Origin of the sequence: Thermus sp. NEB1569, from assembly GCF_022385295.1 — a bacterium.
Classification (GTDB): domain Bacteria; phylum Deinococcota; class Deinococci; order Deinococcales; family Thermaceae; genus Thermus; species Thermus scotoductus.
In genome coordinates this window covers 799,545-821,281 of record NZ_CP092445.1, presented here as the reverse complement: position 1 = coordinate 821,281, position 21,737 = coordinate 799,545, and the positions used below count along the sequence as shown (strand labels likewise).

Annotated in this window: 23 protein-coding genes; 9 read left to right on the top strand and 14 right to left on the bottom strand. The window is 64.6% G+C overall.

Translation table 11 applies throughout. The features are described from left to right. Window positions 1-7 precede the first annotated feature (7 nt). The gene (locus MI302_RS04980; protein WP_126248783.1) at window positions 8-1,819 is read left to right on the top strand and encodes a pilus assembly PilX N-terminal domain-containing protein; all 1,812 of its coding nucleotides are present in this window, start codon (window positions 8-10) and stop codon (window positions 1,817-1,819) included. A 13-nt stretch (window positions 1,820-1,832) separates the two neighbouring features. Here MI302_RS04980 and MI302_RS04975 read toward each other — a convergent pair whose 3' ends face one another. Continuing rightward, window positions 1,833-2,615, bottom strand: a complete 783-nt coding sequence (locus MI302_RS04975) for an ABC transporter permease (RefSeq protein WP_239726384.1) — start codon at window positions 2,613-2,615, stop codon at window positions 1,833-1,835. 24 nt (window positions 2,616-2,639) lie between these two features. Here MI302_RS04975 and MI302_RS04970 point away from each other — a divergent pair, with 24 nt between their 5' ends. The 3 genes from MI302_RS04970 to MI302_RS04960 are packed head-to-tail and all read left to right on the top strand — an operon-like array spanning window position 2,640 to window position 4,976. After that, on the top strand, window positions 2,640-3,662 hold the full coding sequence (locus MI302_RS04970) for an ATP-binding cassette domain-containing protein (protein ID WP_239726383.1): 1,023 nt from the start codon (window positions 2,640-2,642) through the stop codon (window positions 3,660-3,662). After that, window positions 3,659-4,435 (top strand): ABC-2 family transporter protein, encoded by a 777-nt coding sequence (locus MI302_RS04965; RefSeq protein ID WP_126203763.1) that lies wholly within the window; start codon window positions 3,659-3,661, stop codon window positions 4,433-4,435. Before MI302_RS04970 ends, MI302_RS04965 begins: the two co-directional genes overlap by 4 nt. A 7-nt stretch (window positions 4,436-4,442) precedes the next feature. Next, window positions 4,443-4,976: a Uma2 family endonuclease gene (locus tag MI302_RS04960; RefSeq protein ID WP_239726382.1), complete on the top strand. Its 534-nt coding sequence runs from the start codon at window positions 4,443-4,445 to the stop codon at window positions 4,974-4,976. On the opposite strand, the gene cimA is transcribed toward MI302_RS04960, so the two are convergent. The 6 genes from cimA to MI302_RS04930 all read right to left on the bottom strand — a co-directional run bounded on the left by cimA (window position 4,948) and on the right by MI302_RS04930 (window position 12,580). Continuing rightward, window positions 4,948-6,531, bottom strand: a complete 1,584-nt coding sequence (cimA, locus tag MI302_RS04955; protein WP_239726381.1) for a citramalate synthase — start codon at window positions 6,529-6,531, stop codon at window positions 4,948-4,950. The two genes, MI302_RS04960 and cimA, sit on opposite strands and share 29 nt — an antisense overlap. Before the next feature lie 95 nt (window positions 6,532-6,626). Beyond that, window positions 6,627-8,183 carry a 2-isopropylmalate synthase gene (locus MI302_RS04950; protein ID WP_239726380.1) on the bottom strand — a complete coding sequence of 519 codons (1,557 nt, stop codon included), beginning with the start codon at window positions 8,181-8,183 and terminating at the stop codon, window positions 6,627-6,629. A 57-nt stretch (window positions 8,184-8,240) separates the two neighbouring features. Then, window positions 8,241-9,254, bottom strand: coding sequence for a ketol-acid reductoisomerase (ilvC, locus tag MI302_RS04945; protein WP_019550054.1), 1,014 nt, complete (start codon window positions 9,252-9,254; stop codon window positions 8,241-8,243). Next, on the bottom strand, window positions 9,251-9,763 hold the full coding sequence (ilvN, locus tag MI302_RS04940) for an acetolactate synthase small subunit (protein ID WP_019550053.1): 513 nt from the start codon (window positions 9,761-9,763) through the stop codon (window positions 9,251-9,253). Before ilvN ends, ilvC begins: the two co-directional genes overlap by 4 nt. Then, a complete protein-coding gene (gene ilvB / locus MI302_RS04935) occupies window positions 9,760-11,448 on the bottom strand; it encodes a biosynthetic-type acetolactate synthase large subunit (RefSeq protein WP_126164621.1) in 1,689 nt (562 codons plus the stop codon). The genes ilvN and ilvB overlap by 4 nt, the downstream gene beginning before the upstream one ends. Window positions 11,449-11,614: 166 nt before the next feature. Then, window positions 11,615-12,580, bottom strand: coding sequence for a YpdA family putative bacillithiol disulfide reductase (locus tag MI302_RS04930; protein ID WP_015716743.1), 966 nt, complete (start codon window positions 12,578-12,580; stop codon window positions 11,615-11,617). A gap of 36 nt (window positions 12,581-12,616) precedes the next feature. Between MI302_RS04930 and MI302_RS04925 the strand changes: the two genes are divergently transcribed. Next, window positions 12,617-13,360 (top strand): TerC family protein, encoded by a 744-nt coding sequence (locus MI302_RS04925; protein WP_126170102.1) that lies wholly within the window; start codon window positions 12,617-12,619, stop codon window positions 13,358-13,360. A gap of 20 nt (window positions 13,361-13,380) precedes the next feature. Further along, window positions 13,381-14,778 carry a class II fumarate hydratase gene (gene fumC, locus MI302_RS04920; RefSeq protein ID WP_239726379.1) on the top strand — a complete coding sequence of 466 codons (1,398 nt, stop codon included), beginning with the start codon at window positions 13,381-13,383 and terminating at the stop codon, window positions 14,776-14,778. A gap of 154 nt (window positions 14,779-14,932) precedes the next feature. On the opposite strand, the gene MI302_RS04915 is transcribed toward fumC, so the two are convergent. Then, window positions 14,933-15,658, bottom strand: coding sequence for a class I SAM-dependent methyltransferase (locus MI302_RS04915; protein WP_169335130.1), 726 nt, complete (start codon window positions 15,656-15,658; stop codon window positions 14,933-14,935). 200 nt (window positions 15,659-15,858) lie between these two features. Here MI302_RS04915 and MI302_RS04910 point away from each other — a divergent pair, with 200 nt between their 5' ends. From MI302_RS04910 to MI302_RS04900, 3 genes are read left to right on the top strand one after another with little or no spacing between them, the layout of a single operon-like run. Beyond that, window positions 15,859-16,596 carry a transposase gene (locus tag MI302_RS04910; protein ID WP_234557260.1) on the top strand — a complete coding sequence of 246 codons (738 nt, stop codon included), beginning with the start codon at window positions 15,859-15,861 and terminating at the stop codon, window positions 16,594-16,596. Between the two features lie 6 nt (window positions 16,597-16,602). After that, window positions 16,603-16,743, top strand: a complete 141-nt coding sequence (locus MI302_RS04905; protein WP_239726378.1) for a hypothetical protein — start codon at window positions 16,603-16,605, stop codon at window positions 16,741-16,743. A 35-nt stretch (window positions 16,744-16,778) separates the two neighbouring features. Next, window positions 16,779-17,393 carry a superoxide dismutase gene (locus MI302_RS04900; RefSeq protein WP_126170104.1) on the top strand — a complete coding sequence of 205 codons (615 nt, stop codon included), beginning with the start codon at window positions 16,779-16,781 and terminating at the stop codon, window positions 17,391-17,393. A 157-nt stretch (window positions 17,394-17,550) separates the two neighbouring features. Here MI302_RS04900 and mqnB read toward each other — a convergent pair whose 3' ends face one another. From mqnB to infC, 6 genes are all read right to left on the bottom strand, one after another. After that, a complete protein-coding gene (gene mqnB, locus MI302_RS04895; RefSeq protein ID WP_054392048.1) occupies window positions 17,551-18,228 on the bottom strand; it encodes a futalosine hydrolase in 678 nt (225 codons plus the stop codon). Continuing rightward, a complete protein-coding gene (locus MI302_RS04890; RefSeq protein ID WP_239726377.1) occupies window positions 18,228-19,889 on the bottom strand; it encodes a glycerol-3-phosphate acyltransferase in 1,662 nt (553 codons plus the stop codon). The genes mqnB and MI302_RS04890 overlap by 1 nt, the downstream gene beginning before the upstream one ends. Further along, window positions 19,886-20,350 (bottom strand): small multi-drug export protein, encoded by a 465-nt coding sequence (locus tag MI302_RS04885; RefSeq protein ID WP_126205220.1) that lies wholly within the window; start codon window positions 20,348-20,350, stop codon window positions 19,886-19,888. Before MI302_RS04885 ends, MI302_RS04890 begins: the two co-directional genes overlap by 4 nt. Window positions 20,351-20,418: 68 nt before the next feature. Beyond that, window positions 20,419-20,775, bottom strand: coding sequence for a 50S ribosomal protein L20 (rplT, locus tag MI302_RS04880; protein WP_015716736.1), 357 nt, complete (start codon window positions 20,773-20,775; stop codon window positions 20,419-20,421). A 10-nt stretch (window positions 20,776-20,785) separates the two neighbouring features. Further along, entirely contained in the window at window positions 20,786-20,983 is a 198-nt protein-coding gene (gene rpmI / locus MI302_RS04875; RefSeq protein WP_015716735.1) for a 50S ribosomal protein L35, read from the bottom strand. Window positions 20,984-21,143: 160 nt separating this feature from the next. After that, on the bottom strand, window positions 21,144-21,659 hold the full coding sequence (gene infC / locus MI302_RS04870) for a translation initiation factor IF-3 (protein ID WP_081454909.1): 516 nt from the start codon (window positions 21,657-21,659) through the stop codon (window positions 21,144-21,146). Window positions 21,660-21,737 lie beyond the last annotated feature (78 nt).

Here is a 21,737-nt window from a genome sequence, read left to right as displayed (position 1 = left end):
AGGGCTTATGCGCAAGGGATTCGCGCTGGTGAGCACCCTGATCATGCTGGTGGTCCTCATGGCCTTGCTCACGGCCTATTTCGTCCTCACCCGGGTGGAGCTTGGGACCACCCAGGCCAGCGTGCGCCAGACCACGGGCTTCTACGCCGCCGAAGCGGGGCTTAACCTTCGGGCGGAGGAGATCCGGGCTAAGTTCCTGGGATACAATCGGCCCCAGGGTACCAGCCCCTCCCCTACCAACCCCTGTCAGGGAAGCAACTGGGGCTCCGGGGACTTCGCCTGCAAGACCTACACCTTCTCCGGGCGCACGGTGCGTACCTACGTGGTGGAGGATCCCAACAATCCCCGGAACGTCACCATCCCTCCCGGGGAGCTCTACGAGAACCTGGACGCCCAGGAGTACCGCTACACCCTCTTTTCGGAAGCCCTGGGCCCGGACGGAAGGACCGAGGTGGTGCTGGAGCTGGTCTTTAAGAGCCGCCTGGTCCCCATGTTCCAGTTCGCCGCCTTCTACAACAAAGACCTAGAAATCCTTCCGGGGCCCGACATGACCCTCAACGGCCGGGCGCACACCAACGGCGACCTGTACCTAAACGCAGGGAACACCCTCACAATCCAAGGGCAGGTGAGCACCGCAGGCACCCTCTACCGGGGCAGGAAGGACGACAACTCCTGCGGCGGAACCGTGAACATCTATAAGGAAAATAACCAACCCGCACCTCTGCCCTGCAATCGCCAAAACTCGCGCCGCTCCTTCAGCCAGGGAGATGTGGGGGCTTGGGGGAGTCGTATCCAAATCGGGGTCAACCCTGTGACCGTGCCCCCTCCGGAGGAACTGGACCCACTCCCTGGCAAGACCTATTGGGAGAAGGCCGAGCTGCGGCTGGGCCTGGACCTTTTCTCCACACCCCCGACCGTGAAGGTCTACCGCGTGCAAGGAGGAGCGAACGTCAACGATGTCATAGCGACAACGGCCCTCAATGCCTGCGTAGGTGCCGTGGGCACCTCGGATACCTTCTACAACTGGCGGGAGGGGAAGCGGATACGGATGCTGGATGTGGACCTGCGGAAACTCCTGGACTGTGTGCACCTAAACCCGCTCGCCTTCGGCTTCCGCCTGGACGACGACACGGAGGGGGGGCTTGTCTTCCACTTCACGGTCTTTGGACCAGACTCCAACCGGGTCAACAACTACGGGGTGCGGATCAAAAACGGGGCAGAAATTGCCTCTACCCTTCCTGGAGCCCCAAGGCCTAGGGGCCTGACCGTTGTCACGGACCAGGCCGTCTACATCCAGGGAGACTTCAACAAGACCAACTGGATTCCGGCGGCCTTCCTGGCCGACAGCCTTAACATTCTCTCCAACGCTTGGACGAATGACGCCAAAAGCTACCAAACCCTAAGCCAAAGGGTAGCTAGCGACACGGAGGTGAACGCCGCTTTTCTGTCCGGGACCGACATTACGGGAGGCGAAGAGGGCCCCTCCGGACAGAATAAGGGCAACTACAACGGCGGCCTGGAGAACTATCCCCGCTTCCACGAAACTTGGAGTGGCAAAACCCTAACGTACAGGGGTTCTTTTGTGAGTCTGGGTACTCCGAGGCACGTCAACGGACCTTGGTGCGGTACGGGGGGAACAGGTACCTATGACCCTCTTACGGGCCGGATCAGCGGGAGGAGAGGTTGCAACATCTACGATCCTCCCACTCGGAACTGGTCCTACGAGGTTCGGTTTTCTCAAGGCCAACTCCCACCCCTTTCGCCGCGGTTCGTCTACCTAAGGCAGGAACGCTTCCTGAGAGAGTTTGAAAGGCCGTGAGGAGGTAAACTTCCTAGCTGCTCGCCGAGGTGTAGCTCCTCAAGGCCAGGCGGAAGAACCCCCGGGCCAGGGCCAAAAGGCTAAGGGCGAGGAGGAAGGCGGCAAAGGGGGCCTCTCCCCTCCCCAGGGCCGCTTCCGCGGGCACGGTGGTGAGGAAGGCCACGGGAACCACGAAGGTGAAGAAGACCCGGTACAAGGCCGGATAGGCCCCCACGGGAAACCGGCCCGCCTCCAGTAGCCCCCTAAGGACCTCGGTGGCGTTGTAGATCTTCACGAACCAGATACTGGTGGTGGCCAGGAGGAACCAGAGGCTATAGAGCATCAAGGCCCCCAGCACCCAGTACCCGGCGAAGGCCAGATAGTCCCAGGGTCCAAGCCCCAGGCGCATCCCTGCATAGAAAAGAAGGCCGAGCCCCAGGAGAAAATCCCCCAGGCCCCAAGGGGAAAAGACCCTCAAGGAAAGCCAGAACTGGGAATCCAAGGGCTTCAGAAGGACGAAGTCCAGGGTGCCCTGCTGCACGTGTTCCACGATCTTGTTGAGATTTGGGGCCAGAAGGGTGCTCCCCAGGCCCTGCAGAAGGGTGAAAGCCGCCAGGACCAAAAGCGCCTCCTCCCAGGCCCACCCTCCGGGCCGGTACCCTCCTTGGTAGAGGAGCACCAGACCGAACAGGGCCCCAAGAAGGGTCAGGGCCGAGGAGAGAAGGCCCAGGAGGAAGTTGAGCCGGTACTCCATCTCCGCCGCCAGGCTGAGGCGAAGGAAAAGCAGGAAAACCCTCAGGTACCGCACAGGGAACATTAGACCACAGGGTAGACTATAGGGGTGTCGGCGGAACCCATCATCCTTGCCCAGGACCTCACCAAGCACTACCGGGTGGCCCTGAAGGAGGAAAGCCTCCTCGCCACCCTGCGCCACTTTCTCCTGCGCCAGTACCGCACGGTGAAGGCGGTGGAAGGGGTGAGCTTTCAAATCGCAAGGGGCGAGGTGGTAGGCTTTCTGGGCCCCAACGGGGCGGGTAAGACCACCACCTTGAAGATGCTCACCGGCCTGATCCACCCCACCCGGGGTAAGGCGGTGGTGGCGGGACACATTCCCTGGCGGCGGGAAAAGGCCTTCTTGAAAAAGATCACCCTGGTGATGGGCAACAAGCAGCAGCTCATCTGGGACCTGCCCGCCCTGGACACCTTCCGCCTCAACGCCGCCATCTACGATATCCCCGAAGGGGAGTTCCGGAAGCGGGTTTCGGAGCTTTCGGAAATGCTTTCCCTAACGAATAAGCTCCACCAGCCCGTGCGCAAGCTCTCCCTGGGGGAAAGGATGAAGGCCGAGCTTCTGGCGGCCCTTCTCCACCGCCCGGAGGTGCTCTTTCTGGACGAGCCCACCCTGGGCCTGGACGCGAACGCCCAGGTGGCGGTGCGGGAGTTCATCCGGGAGTACAACCGGCGCTACGGGGCCACGGTTCTCCTCACCAGCCATTACATGGCGGACATCGCCGCCCTGGCGGAACGGGTCTTGGTGATCCACCAGGGAAGGCTCCTCTACGATGGACCCCTGGCAGGGCTTCTGGAACGCTTCGCCCCCTATCGGGAGGTGGGGCTCACCCTGGCCTACCCCCTGCCCAGAGAAGCCTTCCTGGCCTTCGGGGAGGTCAGGGACCTCGAGGGCCTAAAGGCCCGGCTTCTGGTGCCCCGGGAGAGGCTTACGGAAAGGGTGGCGGAGATCCTTAAAAGCCTTCCCGTGGAGGACCTCGAGGTGCGGGAGCCCCCTTTGGAAGAGGTCATCGCCCGGGTGTACAAGATCGCCCCTTCGGGGCTGAGCGAAACCCCCGCCCTGGAGGAGGCATGAGGAAAGCCAAAACCCTCCTCGCCGTCTACCTGGCCTACATGCTGGAGTACCGGGCGGAGCTCTTCCTCTGGGCCCTGGCCGGGGCCTTGCCCCTGATCCTCCTCGGGGTCTGGACCGAGGCAGCCAGGGGCGGGGAGTTTGCCCTGTCCCCGGGGGAGTTTGCCCGTTACTTCCTCATGGTCTTCCTGGTGCGCCAGGCCACGGTGGTCTGGGTAGTGTGGGAGTTTGAGCGGGATGTGGTGGAAGGGCGGCTTTCCTTCCGGCTCTTAAGGCCCCTGGACCCCTTTTTTGACCACCTGGCGGCCCACGTGGCCGAGCGCCTGGCCCGGTTGCCCTTCGTGGTGCTCCTCACCCTCCTCTTCTTCTGGCTCTTCCCCGAGGCCCGCTTTGTGCCTGAACCTGGCCCCTTCCTCCTGGGGTTCCTTTTCACCCTTTTGGCCTTTTTGCTCCGCTACCTGATGCAGTACATCACCGCCATGCTCACCTTCTTCACGGAGCGGGCGGTTTCGGTGGAAGAGGTCTTCTTCCTCCTCTACCTCTTCCTCTCCGGCACCATCGCCCCCCTCGAGGTCTTCCCCGAGCCCCTAAGGACCCTAGCCCTCCTCACCCCCTTCCCCTACCTGGTCTACCTGCCCGCAGCCCTCCTGGCCGGGCAAAAGGTGGATCTGTTCCCGGGGGTTTGGGTGATGCTCTTCTGGGGCGTAGCCTTTCTTCTCCTCTGGCGGCTTTTGTGGCGGCTTGGGCTTAGGCACTACTCGGGCCAAGGGGCATAATGGAGGCATGGCCACCCGCTACCGCTTCCGCGTGGAGGAGTTTGAGCGGGCCTTCCGGGATGTGCCCCGGGTGGAGCTCCTAAGGGGAGAGGTCTACCAGATGAGCCCGATTGGACCCAAGCACTTTCTTGCGGCGATGCGCCTTGATCACATGTTGAAGGAGGCCCTCCAAGGCAAGGCCTTGGTGGCGGTGCAGTCCCCCCTTCATCTTTCAGAGGATTCCGAGCCAGAACCCGATCTCCTGGTGCTTCAACCCTCCTTGGAACGCTACGAGGGCCGGCTCCCCCGCCCTGAGGATGTTCTTCTGCTCGTGGAGGCAGCCGACACCTCCTTGGAGTTTGACCGGGAGGTTAAGCTTCCCCTTTACGCCGAAGCAGGAATCCCCGAGGTATGGCTTGTGAACCTAAAGGAGAACCTCCTCGAGGTCTACCGGGAGCCCCGTGAGGGACGCTACCGGTCCATCCGCCTCCTCTCCCCCTCCGAGCCCGTAAGCCCCTTGGCCTTCCCCGAGATCAGCCTGCCCTGGGCACCATCTCCTTGAGGCTCGGGTAAAGGAGGGCGTAGGCGTAGCCGTCGGTAAGGGCCTTCAAGGAGGCCTCGAGGATGTTCTCGCTGGCCCCCACGGTGGCGAAGCGCTCCTCCCCCCGCTTCATCTCGATCATCACCCGCACCCCGGAGTTGGTCCCCGACTCCTGGCCGGAGAGGATGCGCACCTTGTAGTCGGTGAGCTCCACATCGGAAAGCTCGGGGTAAAACTGGAGCACGGCCTTGCGGAAGGCCCTGTCCAGGGCGGAAACCGGCCCCGAGGGGCTTTCCGCTGCGGTGTGCTGCAGGCTTTCCCCCACCCGAACCCGCACCGTGGCCTCGGCCCAGGCGGTATCCAGGCCGCTTCCGTGGACGAAGACGGAAAACCCCTCCACGCTGAAGGGCAGGCTCCCCCCCTTCAGGCGGTGGGCCAGGAGGTAGAAGCTGGCCTCCGCCCCCTCGAAGGCGTAGCCCTCGTACTCCAGGGCCTTGACCTCGTCCAACAAGCGCTTGGCCTCCTCCTTGGAAAGATCCACCCCCAGCTCCTGCAGCTTGGCCAGGAGGTTGGAACGGCCCGCCACATCGGACACCAGGAAGCGGCGGCTATTCCCCACCCACTCCGGAGGAATGTGCTCGTAGGTGCGGGGGTTCTTCAAGACCGCGGAGACGTGCACCCCCGCCTTGTGCGCGAAGGCTGACTCCCCCACGTAGGGAGCCCGGCGGTTGGGGGTCTGGTTGGCCCTCTCGTCCACGAAGTGGGAAAGCTCCTTAAGCCCCTTTAACCTTTCCGGTGGAATGGCGGGGATGCCGTACTTGAAGACCAAGGTGGGAAGGAAGCTGGTCAGGTTCAGGTTGCCGCAGCGCTCCCCGTAGCCGTTGATGGTGCCTTGGGCGTGGGTGGCCCCTGCCCGCACCGCCGCCAGGGCGTTGGCCACCGCCAGCTCGGCGTCGTTGTGGGGGTGGATGCCGATCCGCAGGTGGGGAAAGCGCTCCACCACCGCCTTGGTGATGGCGTAGACCTCCTCGGGCAGGGTGCCCCCGTTGGTGTCGCAAAGGACCAGGGTGTCCGCTCCCCCTTCGGCCGCCGCCTCCAGGGTGGCCAGGGCGTAGCCGGGGTCCTCCTTGTACCCGTCAAAGAAGTGCTCGGCGTCGTAGACCACCCGCTTCCCCCGCCGGACGAAGAAGGCCACGGTGTCCTGGATCATGCGGAGGTTTTCCTCCAAAGTGGTTTCCAGAGCCTCGAGGACATGCAGGGTCCAGCTCTTGCCGAAGAGGACCACCACCGGGGTTTCCGCCTCCAACAGGGCCAGAACCGAAGGGTCCGCCTCCGGCAAAAGCCCCTTCCTACGGGTGGCCCCGAAGGCGGAAAGCTTGGCCTCCCCCAGGTCCACCCCCTTCATGCGCTGGAAAAACTCGGCGTCCTTGGGATTGGACCCCGGCCAACCTCCCTCGATGAGGTGTACGCCGAAGGCCGCCAGGCGTTTGGCGATGGCCACCTTATCGTCCACGGAAAGGCTGATGCCTTCCCCCTGTGTCCCGTCCCTGAGGGTGGTGTCTAAGATCTCCACCATCTCTTCATCCCCTTGGGCAGCCTTATGCCCTTCCTCGCTAAACCGAGCCCCCCTTCCTGGAACCCCCACCCTGGGGTGACCAGGGTGGGGTGGGACTAGACTCCCCGCTGGACCTCCTCGATGGAGGGTGGATGGCGGGTGGCACGGCCGCTCGCCAGCTTGCCGGCGGCGTCCAGGAAGGCCAGGGCCGAGGCCTCAATGATGTCGGGGGATACCCCCACCCCCACCGCCTGGAGCTCCCCCAGGCGGAGCCTCACCGTCACCTGGCCCAGGGCCTCGGTGGAACCCGTGATGGCCTCCACCCGGTAGAGCTCCAGCTCGGGCCTGAAGCCAATGGCGTCCTGAATGGCCTTGTACACGGCATCCACGGGCCCATCCCCGGTGTGCGTGGCCACCCTTTCCCCATCCGGGGTCCTCACCTTCACCGTGGCCGTGGGCAGAAGTCCCGAGCCCGAGAAGAACTGCACGTGCTCTAGGGCGAAGAACTGGGAAGCGGGCTCCCGTTCGCTTTCCACCAGGGCCTGAAGCTCCTCGGCAGACAAAGGTCCCTTCTTCTCGGCGATCTCCTTGAAGCGGGAGAAGAGCACCTTAAGCTGCTCTTCCGTAAGGTCCTTATAGCCCAGGTCCTCGAGGGCCTTCTTGAAGGCGGCCCGGCCCGAGTGCTTGCCCAGCACCAAGACCGCAGGCCGCCTCCCGATGAGCTCGGCGTCCATGATCTCGTAGGTGCCCCGGTGCTTTAAGACCCCGTCCTGGTGGATCCCCGACTCGTGGGCGAAGGCGTTGTCCCCCACGATGGCCTTGTTGGGGGGCACGGGCATCCCGGTGTAGCGCTCCACCAGGCGGGAAACCCGGTAGATCTCCCGGGTGTTGATCTGAGTCTTGGCCTTGTACCAGTCCCGGCGCACGTAAAGGGCCATGACCACCTCCTCCAAGGAGGTGTTGCCCGCCCGCTCCCCGATGCCGTTGATGGTGCACTCCACCTGCCCCGCCCCGTTCTCGATGCCCGCCAGGGCGTTGGCGGTGGCCAGGCCCAGGTCGTCGTGGGTGTGGGTGGAGATGATCACATCCCTACCCCGCACCACCTCGTCCCGGATGCGCCGTATCAGGGCCCCATACTCCCCGGGCGTACCGTACCCAGTGGTGTCGGGAATGTTGATGGTGGTGGCCCCGGCCTCAATGGCCACCTCGTAGAGGCGCTTCACGAAGTCCCAGTCCGCCCGCATCACGTCCTGGGCGGAAAACTCCACGTCGTCCACATACCTCCTGGCGTAGCGGACCATCTGATCCGCCATCTCCAAGACCTCCTCCTCGGTTTTCTTCAGCATGTACTCGAGGTGGATCTTGGAAGCCGAGGTGAAGACGTGGATACGGGGTTTTTCCGCCTTCTCCAGGGCCTTGGCCGCCTGGTCGATGTCCAGGGTGTGGGTGCGGGCCAAGGCGGCGATGATAGGGCCCCTTACCTCCTCAGCGATCCGCCTTACCGCCTCAAACTCCAAGGGCCCGGATACGGGGAAGCCCGCCTCGATGATGTCCACGTTGAGTCGGGCCAAGGCGTGGGCGATCTCCAGCTTCTGGTCCAGGGAAAGGGCTACCCCTGGGCTCTGCTCCCCATCCCTAAGCGTGGTGTCAAAGATGCGGATGTGCCTTTCCATCTTCTCCCTCCCTAAAACGCACTAGGCCCCCCAGATTGGGGGGCCCTTGGTACCCACCTAGCCTACCTCCTCCAATACCCTTGCCCGCAGGAAGGGCATCATGGCCCGAAGCCTGGCCCCCACCTCCTCGATGGGGTGCTCCTTCCAGCGCTTGCGGTTCGCCTCTAAGACCGGCTGGCCCACCTGGTTTTCCAGCATCCACTCCCGAGCGAACTCCCCGGACTGGATCTGCCGGAGGATTTCCCGCATGCGCTTCTTGGTTTCCTCCACCGGCACCGAAACCTCGCCCCGGGTGTAATCCCCGTACTCGGCGGTATTGGAGATGGAGTAGCGCATCCCGGCGAAGCCCGCCTCGTAGATGAGGTCCACAATGAGCTTCACCTCGTGCACGGTTTCAAAGTAGGCCATTTCCGGAGGGTAGCCCGCCTCCACCAGGGTTTCAAACCCCGCCTGGATGAGCCGGGTAAGCCCCCCGCACAGCACCGCCTGCTCCCCGAAGAGGTCGGTTTCCGTCTCGTCCTTGAAGGTGGTGGGGATGACCCCAGCCCGGGCCGCCCCTATGGCCTTGGCGTAGGCCAAGGCGGTGGGGAAGGCCGAACCCGAAGCATCCTGGTGCACGGCCACCAGAGCCGGCACCCCACTTCCCTTCACGTACTCGCTCCGCACCAGGTGGCCAGGGCCCTTGGGGGCCACCATCCAGACGTCCAGATCCCTCCTGGGCTTGATCTGGCCGAAGTGGATGTTGAAGCCGTGGGCGAAGGCTAGGGCCGCTCCCTCCTTAAGGTTGGGCTCGATCTCCTCCCGGTAAACCCGGCCCTGGGTCTCGTCGGGAAGGAGGACCATGACGATGTCCGCCTCCCGTACCGCCTCGGCCACGGGAAGGACCCGGAGGCCCATAGCCTCCGCCTTGGCGGCGCTTTTAGACCCCGGCCTAAGGCCCACCCGCACATCCACCCCCGAGTCCTTGAGGTTAAGGGCATGGGCGTGCCCCTGGGAGCCGAAGCCCAGCACCGCCACCTTCTTGCCTTGGATGAAGCCTAGGTCCGCGTCGTGCTCGTAGTAGATCTTCATACCGCCTCCCGTTTTTCCCTGACCTTAAGGGTGCGCTCCCCTCGGCTCATGGCCACCGCTCCGGTGCGCATGACCTCGAGGATCCCATAAGGCCTAAGGGCCTCAATGAAGGAGTCTATCTTCTTGGAGTCCCCGGTGAGCTCCAGGATCAGGCTCTTCTGGGCCACATCCACCACCCGAGCCCGGAAGGCTTCCTGGATGTCCTTCACCGCCAATCTTTCCTCCACCCCAGCCACGTGGACCTTCACCAGGCAAAGCTCCCGCTCCACATGGGGCTCGGAGTGGTCGGTCACCTTCAAAACCTCGATCAGGCGGTTTAGCTGTTTTTCCACCTGCTCCAGGGTGTGGTCGTCCCCCGAGACCACTAGGCTGATGCGGGAAAGCCCCGGCACATGGGTGGTCCCCACCGCCAGGCTCTCCAGGTTGAAGCCCCGGCGGGCGAAAAGGCCCGTGATGCGGCTCAAGACCCGGGGGTGGTCCTGCACCAACACCGAGATCACGTGCCTCACGCCTCCACCTCCTCCCGTTCCGCCGGGTGCTCGAGGATCATGTCCTCCGCCGCTCCCCCGGCCGGAATCATGGGGAAGACCCCTTCCTCGTGGTAGACCTTAAACTCGGCCACCACGGGCCCATCGGCGGAAAGCACGGCCTCCACCCCTTTCATCAGATCCTCCTTGCGCTCCACCCTGACCCCCTTGATGCCGTAGGCCTCCGCCAGGCGGGCGAAGTCGGGGTTGGAGTCAGCCAGGTACACCTCGGAGTAGCGCTTGGCGTGGAAGAGGTCCTGCCACTGCCGCACCATGCCCAAGTAGCCGTTGTTGAGGATCACCACCTTCACATCCAGCTTGTACTTGACCACGGTGGCCAGCTCCTGGAGGGTCATCTGGAAGGAGCCATCCCCGTCGAAGTCGATGACCAGTTCCTCCGGCCGGGCCACCTTGGCCCCGATGGCGAAGGGAAGACCCACCCCCATGGTGCCCAAGCCCCCGGAGGTGATGAAGCTCCTCGGCCGGGTCACGGCGAAGAACTGGGCGGCGAACATCTGGTGCTGCCCCACCCCGGTGGTGACGATGGCATGCCCCCCCGTGGCCTCGGCGAAGGCCTTGATGACCTCCTGGCTTTGCAGGTAAGGCTTAGGCTTCCAGCGCAAGGGATAACGGGTGCGCCACTCCTCCAGTTGCCGCCACCAGGAGGCCAGCTTCAGGGGCTTAGCCCCTTTCAGCATCTCCCGAAGCACGGAGCGGGCATCCCCCACGATGGGAATGTGGGTGCGCACCAGCTTCCCGATCTCCGCCGGGTCGATGTCCACGTGGATGATGGTGTGGGCATGGGGAGCAAAGCGGGAAACCTTCCCCGTGACCCGGTCGTCAAAGCGGAGGCCGATGGCCAGGATCACATCCGCATGGTGGATGGCCCGGTTGGCGGCCACGGTGCCGTGCATTCCCGGCATCCCCAGCCACAGGGGATGGTTCCCGGGGAAGGCCCCCAGGCCCATGAGGGTGGTGATCACGGGGATTCCCGTCCGCTCGGCAAAGGCCAGAAGCTCCCCGTGGGCGTGCTGGGCCCCACCCCCCACCATCAGGATCGGCCTCTCCGCCTTCTCCAGGGCATCCAGGGCCCGTTCGATCTGCTTGGGGTGGCCCTTGGTGGTGGGTTTGTACCCGGGAAGGTCCAGCTCCACGTCAAAGGTGCCGGTGAACTCGGAAAGCTGCACATCCTTGGGCAGATCGATCAGCACCGGCCCCGGCCTCCCGCTGGAGGCGATGTGGAAGGCCTCCCTCACCACCCGGGGGATGTCGTTTACCTCCTGCACCAGGTAGTTGTGCTTGGTGATGGGCATGGTCACCCCGGTGACGTCCGCCTCCTGGAAGGCGTCGGTACCGATGAGGGCCCGGGGGACGTTCCCGGTGATGGCCACCACCGGGGTGGAGTCCATGTAGGCATCCGCCAGGCCGGTCACCAGGTTCAAGGCCCCGGGACCGCTGGTGGCCATCACCACCCCCACCCTGCCGGAAGCCCGGGCATAGGCGGTGGCGGCGTGGACTCCCCCTTGCTCGTGCCGCACCAGGATGTGGCGGATGGGACTGTCATACAGGGCGTCGTAGGTGGGCATGATGGCCCCACCCGGGTGGCCGAAGATGACCTCCACCCCTTCCCGCTCCAGCGCCTTCAAAAGTGCCTCCGCTCCCTTCATCTCCCCCTCCTAAACCAAAACCCCCCGGGTTCTCCGGGGGGTTTTGGATGCGCCCTAAAACGCTACACCCTACCCCCCGCTGGCCCTACGATTAGGACCAGGCCTAGGGATAGGACGAGGCCGAAGCGCATCTTGGGCTTTATCCTAGCCCCCTTTGTGAAGGGTGTCAAGAGCCCAGGCGGCGGGCGATGGCGGCTATGGCCACCCGTGCGTGCTCCCGGCCGTTTTCGATAAATACCGTGCGGGTGTCCGGCCCAAAGGCACTGGAGCCGATGGCGAAAAGCCCCTTGCGCGAGGTTTCCCATTCCGGGGAAAGCCAGGGTTTCTCCCCCTCGTAGCGCACCCTGGCCCCCCTAAGGAGATGGTCTTCCGCCCGGTAGCCGATCTGGACCAGGACGAAGTCGGCCTCCAAGAACTCCTCCCCTTGGGGTCTTTCCAGGACGAGGCCCTCCGGGGTAATGGCCTTTACCCTGGCCTCCATCACCGCCAGAATGCTTCCCTCCTTCACCCGGTTCTCAAAGTCGGGAAGAAGCCAGTACTTCACGCTGGGGCGCACCCACTTGCCCCGGTGGACCAAGGCCACCTGGGCCCCGCCCCGGTACAGGTCCAAGGCCACCTCCACCGCCGAGTTGCTTCCCCCCACCACCGCCACCTTGCGGCCGAAGAAGGGGGCCGCCTCCTCGTAGCGGTACAGCACGTGGGGCAGGTCCTCCCCCGGCACCCCTAGGCGGTTAGGGTTCCCGAAGTAGCCCGTGGCCACCACCACGTACCGGGCAGGGAAGGCCTTCTCCCCAAACCGGTCCCGGGCCAAGACCTTAAAGGCTCCCTCCTCCCCTTCCACACCCACCGCCTCCGTATAGGTGAGGACCCGAAGGCCCTCGCGTTCCGCCACCTTCTGGTAGTAAAGGAGCGCCTCGAGGCGGGTGGGCTTGGGCCCCTGGGACACCAGGGGATGGCCCCCAATCTCGATGTTTTTGGACTCGGAGAAGAAGACCATCTGCCGGGGAAAGCGGTAGATGGTTTCCGCCACCGTGCCCCTTTCCAGGATCAGGTGGCTCAGGCCCTGGCGCTTGGCCTCTATCCCCGCAGCCAGGCCCACCGGACCGGCACCCACCACGAGCACGTCCACCATGACCCCCAGTCTACAGGGCCATGTAAACTCTTTCCCATGGAGTGGCTCACCAACCCCGAGGTTTGGATCGCCCTTGTCACCCTCACCGTACTGGAAGTGGTCTTAGGCATAGACAACGTGATCTTCATCAGCATCCTGGCCTCCAAGCTCCCCAAGGAACAGCAGGACCGGGCCCGGGTTATAGGCCTTTCCCTGGCCGCCCTCACCCGCATCCTCTTTCTCCTCTCCATCGCCTGGATCATGGCCTTGAAAAAACCCCTCTTTGCCGTCTTGGGCCACGAGGTCACGGGCAAGGACCTGGTTCTGATCGCCGGAGGGCTTTTCCTCATCTACAAAGCGGTAAAGGAAATCCACGAGAAGCTGGAAGGGGAGCCGGGCCACGCCCTCAAGAGGGTCGCTCCCTCCTTCGCCTCGGTGATCGGCCAGGTGCTCCTCTTGGACATCGTCTTTTCCATAGATTCCGTCATCACCGCCGTGGGGCTTACCCGCTTCGTACCCGTCATGGTGGCGGCCATCCTGATCTCCGTGGCCATTATGCTTCTCGCCTCCAAGGGGATCTACGCCTTCGTGAACCGGCACCCCACGGTGAAGATGCTGGCCCTTTCCTTTCTCCTTTTGGTGGGCTTCACCCTGGTGGCCGAGGGCACGGGGGTGCACATCCCCAAGGGGTACGTGTACTTCGCCATGGGCTTCTCCGTGCTGGTGGAGTGGCTAAACCTTCGTGCGGGGCTTAGGGGGAAACCCGTCAAGCTCCACGAGCCCTACGAGGAGGAGGCGTAAAATCGGGCTGGAGGTGCGGTATGGAATACCGGATCGAACGGGACACCATGGGCGAGGTCAAGGTACCGGCGGACCGCTACTGGGGTGCCCAGACCCAGCGTTCCCTCGAGCACTTCAAGATCGGCGCCTGGCGCTTCCGGATGCCCTTGGAGGTGATCCGCGCCTACGGCATGCTGAAGAAAGCGGCGGCCAGAGCCAACCTGGAACTGGGTGAGCTTCCAGAGGAAATCGCCCGGGCCATCATCCAGGCGGCGGAAGAGGTCATCGCCGGGAAGCTGGACGACCACTTCCCCCTGGTGGTCTTCCAGACGGGAAGCGGCACCCAGACCAACATGAACGTGAACGAGGTGATCGCCAACCGGGCCTCGGAGCTTCTGGGGAAGCCCCTGGGCTCCAAGTACGTTCACCCCAACGACCACGTGAACCGGGGCCAGAGCAGCAACGACACCTTCCCCACCGCCATGTACGTGGCCGTGGCTTTGGCTCTCCGCCAAAGGCTTTACCCGGCGGCAGAGGCCCTCATCGCCACCTTTGAGGAAAAGGCCAAGGCCTTTGACGGCATCGTGAAGGTGGGGCGCACCCACCTGATGGACGCCGTGCCCATTACCCTGGGACAGGAGGTGGGAAGCTGGGCGGCTCAGCTTAAGAACACCCTGGCCATGGTCAAGGAGGCGGAAAAAGGGCTTCATAACCTGGCCATCGGGGGCACCGCGGTGGGGACGGGCCTCAACGCCCACCCCCGTTTCGGGGAGCTGGTGGCCAAGTACCTGGCGGAGGAGACGGGCCTTCCCTTCCGGGTGGCGGAAAACCGCTTCGCCGCCTTGGCCGCCCACGATGAGCTGGTCTTCGCCATGGGGGCCCTCCGGACCCTGGCCGGGGCCCTGATGAAAATCGGCAACGACATCCGCTGGCTGGCCTCCGGGCCCTACGGGGGCATTGGGGAGATCTTCATCCCCGCCAACGAGCCCGGCTCCTCCATCATGCCCGGCAAGGTGAACCCTACCCAGGTGGAGGCCCTCACCATGGTGGTGGTGCGGGTCTTCGGCAACGACCACACCGTGGCCTTCGCCGGAAGCCAGGGCAACTTCCAGCTCAACGTCTTCAAGCCGGTGATGGTGGATGCGGCCCTCGAGTCCATCAAGCTTCTGGCCGACGCCATGGAGTCCTTCAACGAGAACCTGGCCAAGGGGATAGAGCCCAACCTGGAGCGGATAGAGGAACACCTCCAGAAAAACCCCATGCTGGCCACCGCCTTAAACAAGGCCATCGGCTACGACAAGGCGGCGGAGATCGTGAAGAAGGCCATCAAGGAGAAGAAAACCCTCAAGCAAGCTGCCCTGGAGCTGGGCTACCTCACGGAGGAGGAGTTTGACCGCATCGTGGTGCCCGTGAAGCTAGCCAAGCCCCATGAGGCCTGAGGGCCATTTGTGAGAACGCCCACCCCCAAGCGGGGTGGGCACTACTATAGTAACGGTCGCTGCGCACCACGGAACTGGCCGCACCATGGGTTCGCCACCGGGCGCCGCTTGCCTTCCCGGGTCGCGGCGCGCACCAGCGGTTCGGCGCCCTCGCTCACGCCTGCGCGACGGCGAGCAGCCGCCGGCTGTCGAGCGTGAGTGGTCCGCCCTCGTCGCCCAGCAGCTCGACGCGGGCGAACCCGGCCCGCAGCAGCTCGTCCCGCAGCTCCACCGGCGTATACAGCCGCAGCCCGTACGCGAACCGGCGCACACGCCCGTCCCGGACGATGGTGCGGTCGGTCTGCACGCGCCCGGTGAGCGGTTCGTACCCGGTGCGGTCGATCATCAGGTCGTCGCCCCGGCGGACCACGTCGAAGCGCACCGGCTCGCCGGGCGGCAGGCTGCGCAGGATCCGGTCGCGGTGGACCGTCTCGATCAGCAGCCGGCCGCCGGGCCGCAGCACGCGCCGGAACTCCGCCAGCACGCGGCGGTTCTCCTCGTCGTCGAAGTAGCCGAAGGAGGTGAACCAGTTGACCACGGCGTCGAAGTCTCGCCCGAACGGCAGGGCCCGCATGTCGCCGTGGACCCACTCGACGCCGACGCCCGCGGCCGCCGCGGCCTGGCGGGCCCGCTCCAGGAACAGCGGGCTGGCGTCGAGGCCGGTCACGCGGCAGCCTCGGCGCGCCAGGCGCACGGCGATGCGGCCGTGCCCGCAAGGCACATCCAGCACATCCGCCCCCGGACCGAGGTCGAGGAGCCGGGCGATGAGCTCGGCCTCCTTCTCGTTGCGCTCGTCGTGCAAGAAGGTCTCGTAGAAGTACAGGTAATCCTCGTCGAACACGGCGTCCCAGTGTGCACCCGTCATCGGCCATCCCCCCGCGGCGCGGCACCGGCCCCGGTGCCGGAGCTTTGGCCAAACTATAGTGCACCGCCCGCCGTCCGGGAAGGACCGCCAGATGGATCGCTGGACAGCGGGCGCCCGCCGTGCTATGTTAACCCAAGTTGCTACCTATCCCGAGGCCTGAAAAAATAGTGGCCGCTATGCTGTCGCGCATCATAGCGGCCTTTTGCATTATAGACGATGCCCTCCAGGCCCTGGGCTACAAGGACGACCCCCAAGCCAAGACCCCAGCCTCCGCCATCCTGACCCTCGCCATCCTGGCCGCCATGGAACTGGGCGGCAAGCACAACAAGGCCCTGGCCCTCGCCAAAGACCTGCGCCTCTTTACCTACGTCCCCTCCCCAAGTCGCTTCAACCGCAGACTCCACGCCCTATACCCCTTCTTCCTCCCCCTTCGCAAGATAGCCCCTTCGGGGCTGACCCACCTCCTAGCCCAGGCCTGGAAAAACCTCCACCAGGCCCAGGCCTACGCCTTGGACACCTTCCCCCTCCCCGCCTGCGAGAATATCCGCGCCCCCCGCTCCCGCCTTTTCCCAGACAAGGCCTACCGCGGCTTCATCCCCAGCAAACGGGTCTACTTCCACGGCCCCAAGCTCCACCTCCTGGTGGACGACGGGAAGTTTATCCATGAAGTGAGCCTGACCCCGGGAAGCCTACATGATCTGAGCTCTTTGCTCCTTCTTCCCCTGGACCTTCCCGAGGGGGCGGAGCTCTACCTGGACCGGGGGTACGAAAGCCACTTCTATGAAGACCTCCTCCGGGAGGCGGGGGGGATTGTGCCCATGGTCATCCGTAGAAGGAACAGCCGGCGGTATGTGCCTTGGTTGCAGTACCTGGCCATTGTGGGGCGGCTGCTTTCCCGTGAGGGAAACACCTAGGGGGTGGTGGAGACGGTGGGCAGTATGCTCCATGCCCTCTTCCCGCGGCGCATCCATGCGGTGACCCAGGAGGGTTTTGTGATCAAGGTGTTCTCCTTCATCTTGGCCCACAACCTAAATCTCTTGGCTCAACAAATGCTTGGGTAGCAACTTGGGTTATAGTAAGGTTTGGGAGGTGAGGTATGCCGTATCCGTTTACGCTACCGGAACTGGGTTACCCGTACGAGGCCCTCGAGCCCCACATCGACGCCAAGACCATGGAGATCCATCACCAGAAGCACCACGGGGCCTATGTGACGAACCTGAACGCCGCCCTGGAGAAGTACCCCTACCTGCACGGGGCGGAGGTGGAGGTGCTCCTGCGCCACCTGGCCGCCCTGCCCGCGGACATCCAGACCGCGGTGCGCAACAACGGGGGTGGGCACCTGAACCATAGCCTCTTCTGGGAGCTCCTAACCCCCGGGGGAGCCAAGGAGCCGGTGGGGGAACTTAAGAAGGCCATCGACGAGCAGCTTGGGGGCTTCGCCGCCCTGAAGGAGAAGCTCACCCAGGCGGCCATGGCCCGCTTCGGCTCCGGCTGGGCTTGGCTGGTCAAGGATCCCTTCGGCAAGCTCCACGTCATCTCCACCCCCAACCAGGACAACCCCGTCATGGAGGGGTTCACCCCCATCGTGGGCATCGACGTGTGGGAGCACGCCTACTACCTCAAGTACCAAAACCGCCGGGCCGACTACCTCCAGGCCATCTGGAACGTGCTGAACTGGGACAAGGCAGAGGCCTTCTTCCGGAAGGGCTAAGGGAAATCCTCTATAGTCCCCCACCCGGACCCCTCGGGTGGGGGTTTGTCTTCTCCCCCGGTTCCGCCGTCCGCCCAGGGCTACCTGGTGGGTGAGCCTCTGGAAAAGCTCCTCTTCAAAGCCAACCTTGCTATCGGCCAGGGAACCAACAACGGGATTATCCTTGGAGTCCCGCAGGGAAGGCTCCCCCAAGAATGGGGGCCAGGGTTCCCTCCAAGGACCTCACCGCCAAGGGAATCCTCCACGCTCCCTTGTCCCGCACCCCCGCCGGATTGGAAATAGCCCGGACCTCCACCCCCGGGATGCCCAGGGCCAGGCACGCTCGAGCAAAGGCAGCTCCCTCCATGCTCTCCACCTGGGCCCCCCAGCGCGAGGCCAAAGCCTCCGCCTCCCCCGGGTTTTCCGAAACCCGGTCCCGGGTGAGCCCCACCACCACCTGGAGGTCCAACACCCGGGCCAACGCCCGGGTAAGGCTGGAATCCAGAGGAAACCGGTTGTAGTAGGCCTTCCCCGCCACCTCCAAGGCGGGAAAGCCCAAGGGCTTAAGGCCCTCCTGGGTACCCAGGTCCGCCTCCACCTCCTCCCCCACCAGGACCACATCCCCAGGAAGGAGGCTCGAGCCCGGGTAGGCCCCGGCAATGCCGAAAAGCAAAGCCTTCTCCACCGGGTTTCGGCCGGCCCAGGCGGCCAGGGTAAGGGCCGCGTTCACCTTGCCGATCCCGGTTTCCAGCCAGACAAAGCCCTCTCCCCTAAGCCCCTTCCTCCCCAGGAAGGAGAAGGGTTCGCCCCGGAGGAAGGAGGCCTCGAGGGCCGTGGGGGAGAGGAGGAGCCACATCACTCCACCACCTTAAACCCCAAGGCCTCCGCCCGCTCCACGAAAAACTGGATGTTCTCCGCCTTCACCTCGCCCCCCAGGCTCTTGCGCTCAAAGGCCTCCTCTGCCGCCAGGATCATGGTCTCCGCCAGGCAGGCGGGCACCTGGTCGGGGGCACCGAAGTGCAGGTCCAAGGTGGCCCGCGCCCTCCCGGGAAGCCGCACCACCCCCCCGGGGATGACCCTGACCCCCGGCACCTCCCTCACCGAGGGGTGCACGTCGGGGGGCACGCCCTCGTCGTAGATCCAGGCTCCCGGCTTCACGTGTTCAGGGTAGATCACCGGGTTCGGATCGCTGGTGGCGGTGAAGACCAGATCCGCTTCCCGGATGGCGGCCACCTCGGTGGTCACCGCGATCTCGGGGGCTTGCCCCTTGCGCTCCAGGTTCTTGCGCAGGCTGTCCGCCGCCTTTTCCAGCCTTTCCCTATCCCTTCCCACCAGGATGAGCCGCCCCACCAAGGGAGCGATCTGCCGGGCAATGCCGAAGGCCACCACCCCGTTCGCCCCCACCACCGCCGCCGTGGTCTTCTTAAGGTCCTTGCCGCTTTGGGCAAAATGGGCCAGGATGCCGGGAATGGCTGCTTTGACGGTGCCTGCGGTGTAGGCCCCCCCGTTCGTCACCTCTATATCCGGCACCGCCTCCTGTACCCTCTTGCCCTTCTCCCCCACCACGCTCCAAAAGGCCCCTAAGCCTACCACCGTGGCCCCAAGCTCCTTGGCGAGCCTGGCCCCTTGGACGGCCCGCCTTACCGCCAGCTCCGGCTTGGCCTTGATCTGGTGGGGTAGCAGGGGAGCGGAGATGAGGTGGCACAAAACCTCCCGGCCATCCGCCGTCCTCACCCCCCTCACCTCCCCCACCTTCATGGGGCGGAAAAGCTCCGCCAGGCGCTCTATCCAGGCCTGTTTCAAAAGCCCCAGGCGCACCAGGGGCCGGGCCCAGCGGAAACGGGGGCTTTGCCAGAAATCCTCCACCGTGAGGGGATGGATGAGAAAGGCGCAAACCACCTGCCTTTCCGAGGGCAGGGGCAGGGGACTACCCAGCCTGGGCTCGGTGCCTTCCAGGATACGGCCCAGGTTCTCCTTGTAGCGCCAAAGGGCCAGGAGAAAAAGCAAGCCCCCAAGGACCTTGGCTCCAAGGGGAAACCCACCGAAAAGGAGGACGCCAAAGAGGCCCAGGGGAAGCCCCAGGGCCCCCAAGGAGGCATAGCCCGTGAGGGCGTAAAGGGCAAGGCCCAAGGCCACGGGGACCATGCCCCAGGCTGGCTCCAGGGGTAGCCCCGCCAGCACCCCCAAAAGAACCCCCGCCCCCTTGGCCCGAAGGGGCCAGGGATCCCGGAAGAAGAGGGGATAAAGGTGGCCCAGGTAGACCGCCACCCCCAGGGCCAAAAGCTCCTCCACGCCAAGCCCCAAGCCTCTCCCCAGGGCCAGGGGCAAGTACCCCTTGGCGAAGTCCAGGAGGAAGGCCAAAAGGGTAAGGCCCGGCCCAAGCCGCCTCAAGGCCGTTTCCAAACCCAGGGTGTAGGGGCTTGCCGTGCGCAGGTCCACGCCCCGCCGCCTGGCCAGCCAGTACCCCAAGGGCAAGGCGCCCAGGGCATAGGAAAGGGGCAAGAGGACGAACATCATCGCAGGTAGTTTAGCCCGACCACCGCCCCACCGGTAAGGAGGAGAACGATAAGCCCAGCAGCCAGCACCCCCAGGGAGATGGCCAGGAGGGCGTAGCGCCCTTTTAGACCCAAGACCACCGCCAGCACCGCCCCGCTCCAGGCCCCGGTGCCCGGCAAGGGCACGGCCACGAAGAGGAAAAGGCCCAGGGCCCCCAGGCGCTGCACCTGCTCCTCCCCCTTGAGGCGCACCCGGGCCTCGAGGGCCGCCCAGAGCTTGTCCAGGAAGGGCACCCGGGTCAGAAGCGCCACCGCCCAAGGCAAAAGGAAGAGGGCCACCGGGGCCACCAGCAGGTTGCCCAGGAGGGCCAAAAGGAAAGCCTCTCCTGGGGAAAGCCCCAGGGCCACCCCCAGGGGAATGGCTCCCCTCAGCTCCACCACCGGCAGGGCGGCCACCAGGATCACGTAGAGTTCAGGAGGCATGCTCACAAAAGGAAACCCGCCGCCAGATCGGGACGGGATCCGGACGGCGGGTCACGGGAAACAATGCCTTAGGCGCGGGCCGCCTTGGCCTTCTCCACCAGCTCGGCAAAGGCCTGGGGCTCCCGCACCGCCAAATCGGCCAGCACCTTGCGGTCCAGCTCCACCCCCGCCTTCTTCAGGCCGTGGATAAAGCTGGAGTAGTTCAGGCCGTGCTGGCGGCAGGCGGCATTGATGCGCACGATCCAGAGCTTGCGGAAATCCCGCTTCTTGCGCTTGCGGTGGGCATAAGCGTAGTTGCCCGCAGCGAAAAGGGTCTCCCGGGCCTTGCGGACGCTCTTGGAGCGGAGGCCCCAGTACCCCTTCGCCAGCTTGAGGATCTTCTTGTGCTTCCTGCGGCGAACGACACCGGTTTTGGCGCGCGGCATCCTCTACCTCCTACTCGTAGGGCAACAGGAGCTTGATCCGCTCCGCCTCCGCCTGGGCCAGGGCGAACTTCCGCCCCTTCTGACGGATGGTCTTCCCCGACTTGTGCCAGTTGAGGTGCCGCTTTCCGGTCTTCATGGCCATCACCTTGCCCGAAGCGGTCACCTTCACCCGCTTCTTGGCGCCCTTGTGGGTCTTCATCTTCGGCATACCCTTCCTCCAAGCCCTGGGAAGCGCCCCAAACGGGGTCTTGCGGGCTCCCCAAAGCCCTCACACTATACCAAAGGGCAACGGAAAGGTCTAGGCTTATGCCATTTAGCCCCCATGGGGCTGACCTAGGCTTACGCCATCTAGCCCTTACGGGGCTGGCCTAGGCGGATACCTTGGCCGGGGCCAGGAGCATGTTCATATCCCGGCCCAAAAGCTCGGGCTTCATCTCCACCACGGCCAGGCCCTTCAGGTCCTCGGCCACCCGCTCGAGAAGCCTCTCCCCCAGCTCGGGATGGGACATCTCCCGTCCGCGGAACATGATGGTGACCTTGACCTTGTGGCCTTCGGCCAGAAAGCGCTTGATATGGTTCAGCTTGGTCTGATAGTCGTGGTCGTCGATCTTGACCCGGAACTTGATGGACTTCACCTCGGTGCGCTTGGCCTTCTTGCGGGCCTCCTTCTCCGCCACCTGCTGCTCGTAGCGCCACTTGGAGTAGTCCATGATGCGGGCCACGGGAGGATCGGCGGTGGGGCCCACCAGCACCAGGTCCAGGTCCTGCTCCTGGGCCAGGCGCAAGGCCTCCCGGGTGTCCATGATGCCCAGCTGCTGCCCATCGGCCCCGATCACCCGCACCTGCCGTGCTCGAATGCGTTCGTTAACCAGATACTCCTTTATCTACACCACCTCCTAGCCCGCGGGCTCTCCCTGCATGGCTTGCGGGCTAAGGGGAGTGTAGCAGGAAAACCCCCGCCC

What these genes read in the sequence shown, in the direction of transcription:
- MI302_RS04890 (WP_239726377.1), bottom strand. Translation starts at nt 19,889, where the DNA reads ATGATGTTCGTCCTCTTGCCCCTTTCCTATGCCCTGGGCGCCTTGCCC.
- MI302_RS04980 (WP_126248783.1), top strand. Translation starts at nt 8, where the DNA reads ATGCGCAAGGGATTCGCGCTGGTGAGCACCCTGATCATGCTGGTGGTC.
- ilvB (WP_126164621.1), bottom strand. Translation starts at nt 11,448, where the DNA reads ATGAAGGGAGCGGAGGCACTTTTGAAGGCGCTGGAGCGGGAAGGGGTG.
- cimA (WP_239726381.1), bottom strand. Translation starts at nt 6,531, where the DNA reads ATGGTGGAGATCTTAGACACCACCCTCAGGGACGGGACACAGGGGGAA.
- MI302_RS04965 (WP_126203763.1), top strand. Translation starts at nt 3,659, where the DNA reads ATGAGGAAAGCCAAAACCCTCCTCGCCGTCTACCTGGCCTACATGCTG.
- mqnB (WP_054392048.1), bottom strand. Translation starts at nt 18,228, where the DNA reads ATGTGGCTCCTCCTCTCCCCCACGGCCCTCGAGGCCTCCTTCCTCCGG.
- MI302_RS04930 (WP_015716743.1), bottom strand. Translation starts at nt 12,580, where the DNA reads ATGGTGGACGTGCTCGTGGTGGGTGCCGGTCCGGTGGGCCTGGCTGCG.
- rpmI (WP_015716735.1), bottom strand. Translation starts at nt 20,983, where the DNA reads ATGCCGAAGATGAAGACCCACAAGGGCGCCAAGAAGCGGGTGAAGGTG.
- MI302_RS04975 (WP_239726384.1), bottom strand. Translation starts at nt 2,615, where the DNA reads ATGTTCCCTGTGCGGTACCTGAGGGTTTTCCTGCTTTTCCTTCGCCTC.
- MI302_RS04900 (WP_126170104.1), top strand. Translation starts at nt 16,779, where the DNA reads ATGCCGTATCCGTTTACGCTACCGGAACTGGGTTACCCGTACGAGGCC.
- fumC (WP_239726379.1), top strand. Translation starts at nt 13,381, where the DNA reads ATGGAATACCGGATCGAACGGGACACCATGGGCGAGGTCAAGGTACCG.
- MI302_RS04885 (WP_126205220.1), bottom strand. Translation starts at nt 20,350, where the DNA reads ATGCCTCCTGAACTCTACGTGATCCTGGTGGCCGCCCTGCCGGTGGTG.
- MI302_RS04950 (WP_239726380.1), bottom strand. Translation starts at nt 8,183, where the DNA reads ATGGAAAGGCACATCCGCATCTTTGACACCACGCTTAGGGATGGGGAG.
- MI302_RS04960 (WP_239726382.1), top strand. Translation starts at nt 4,443, where the DNA reads ATGGCCACCCGCTACCGCTTCCGCGTGGAGGAGTTTGAGCGGGCCTTC.
- ilvC (WP_019550054.1), bottom strand. Translation starts at nt 9,254, where the DNA reads ATGAAGATCTACTACGAGCACGACGCGGACCTAGGCTTCATCCAAGGC.
- MI302_RS04910 (WP_234557260.1), top strand. Translation starts at nt 15,859, where the DNA reads ATGCTGTCGCGCATCATAGCGGCCTTTTGCATTATAGACGATGCCCTC.
- MI302_RS04925 (WP_126170102.1), top strand. Translation starts at nt 12,617, where the DNA reads ATGGAGTGGCTCACCAACCCCGAGGTTTGGATCGCCCTTGTCACCCTC.
- rplT (WP_015716736.1), bottom strand. Translation starts at nt 20,775, where the DNA reads ATGCCGCGCGCCAAAACCGGTGTCGTTCGCCGCAGGAAGCACAAGAAG.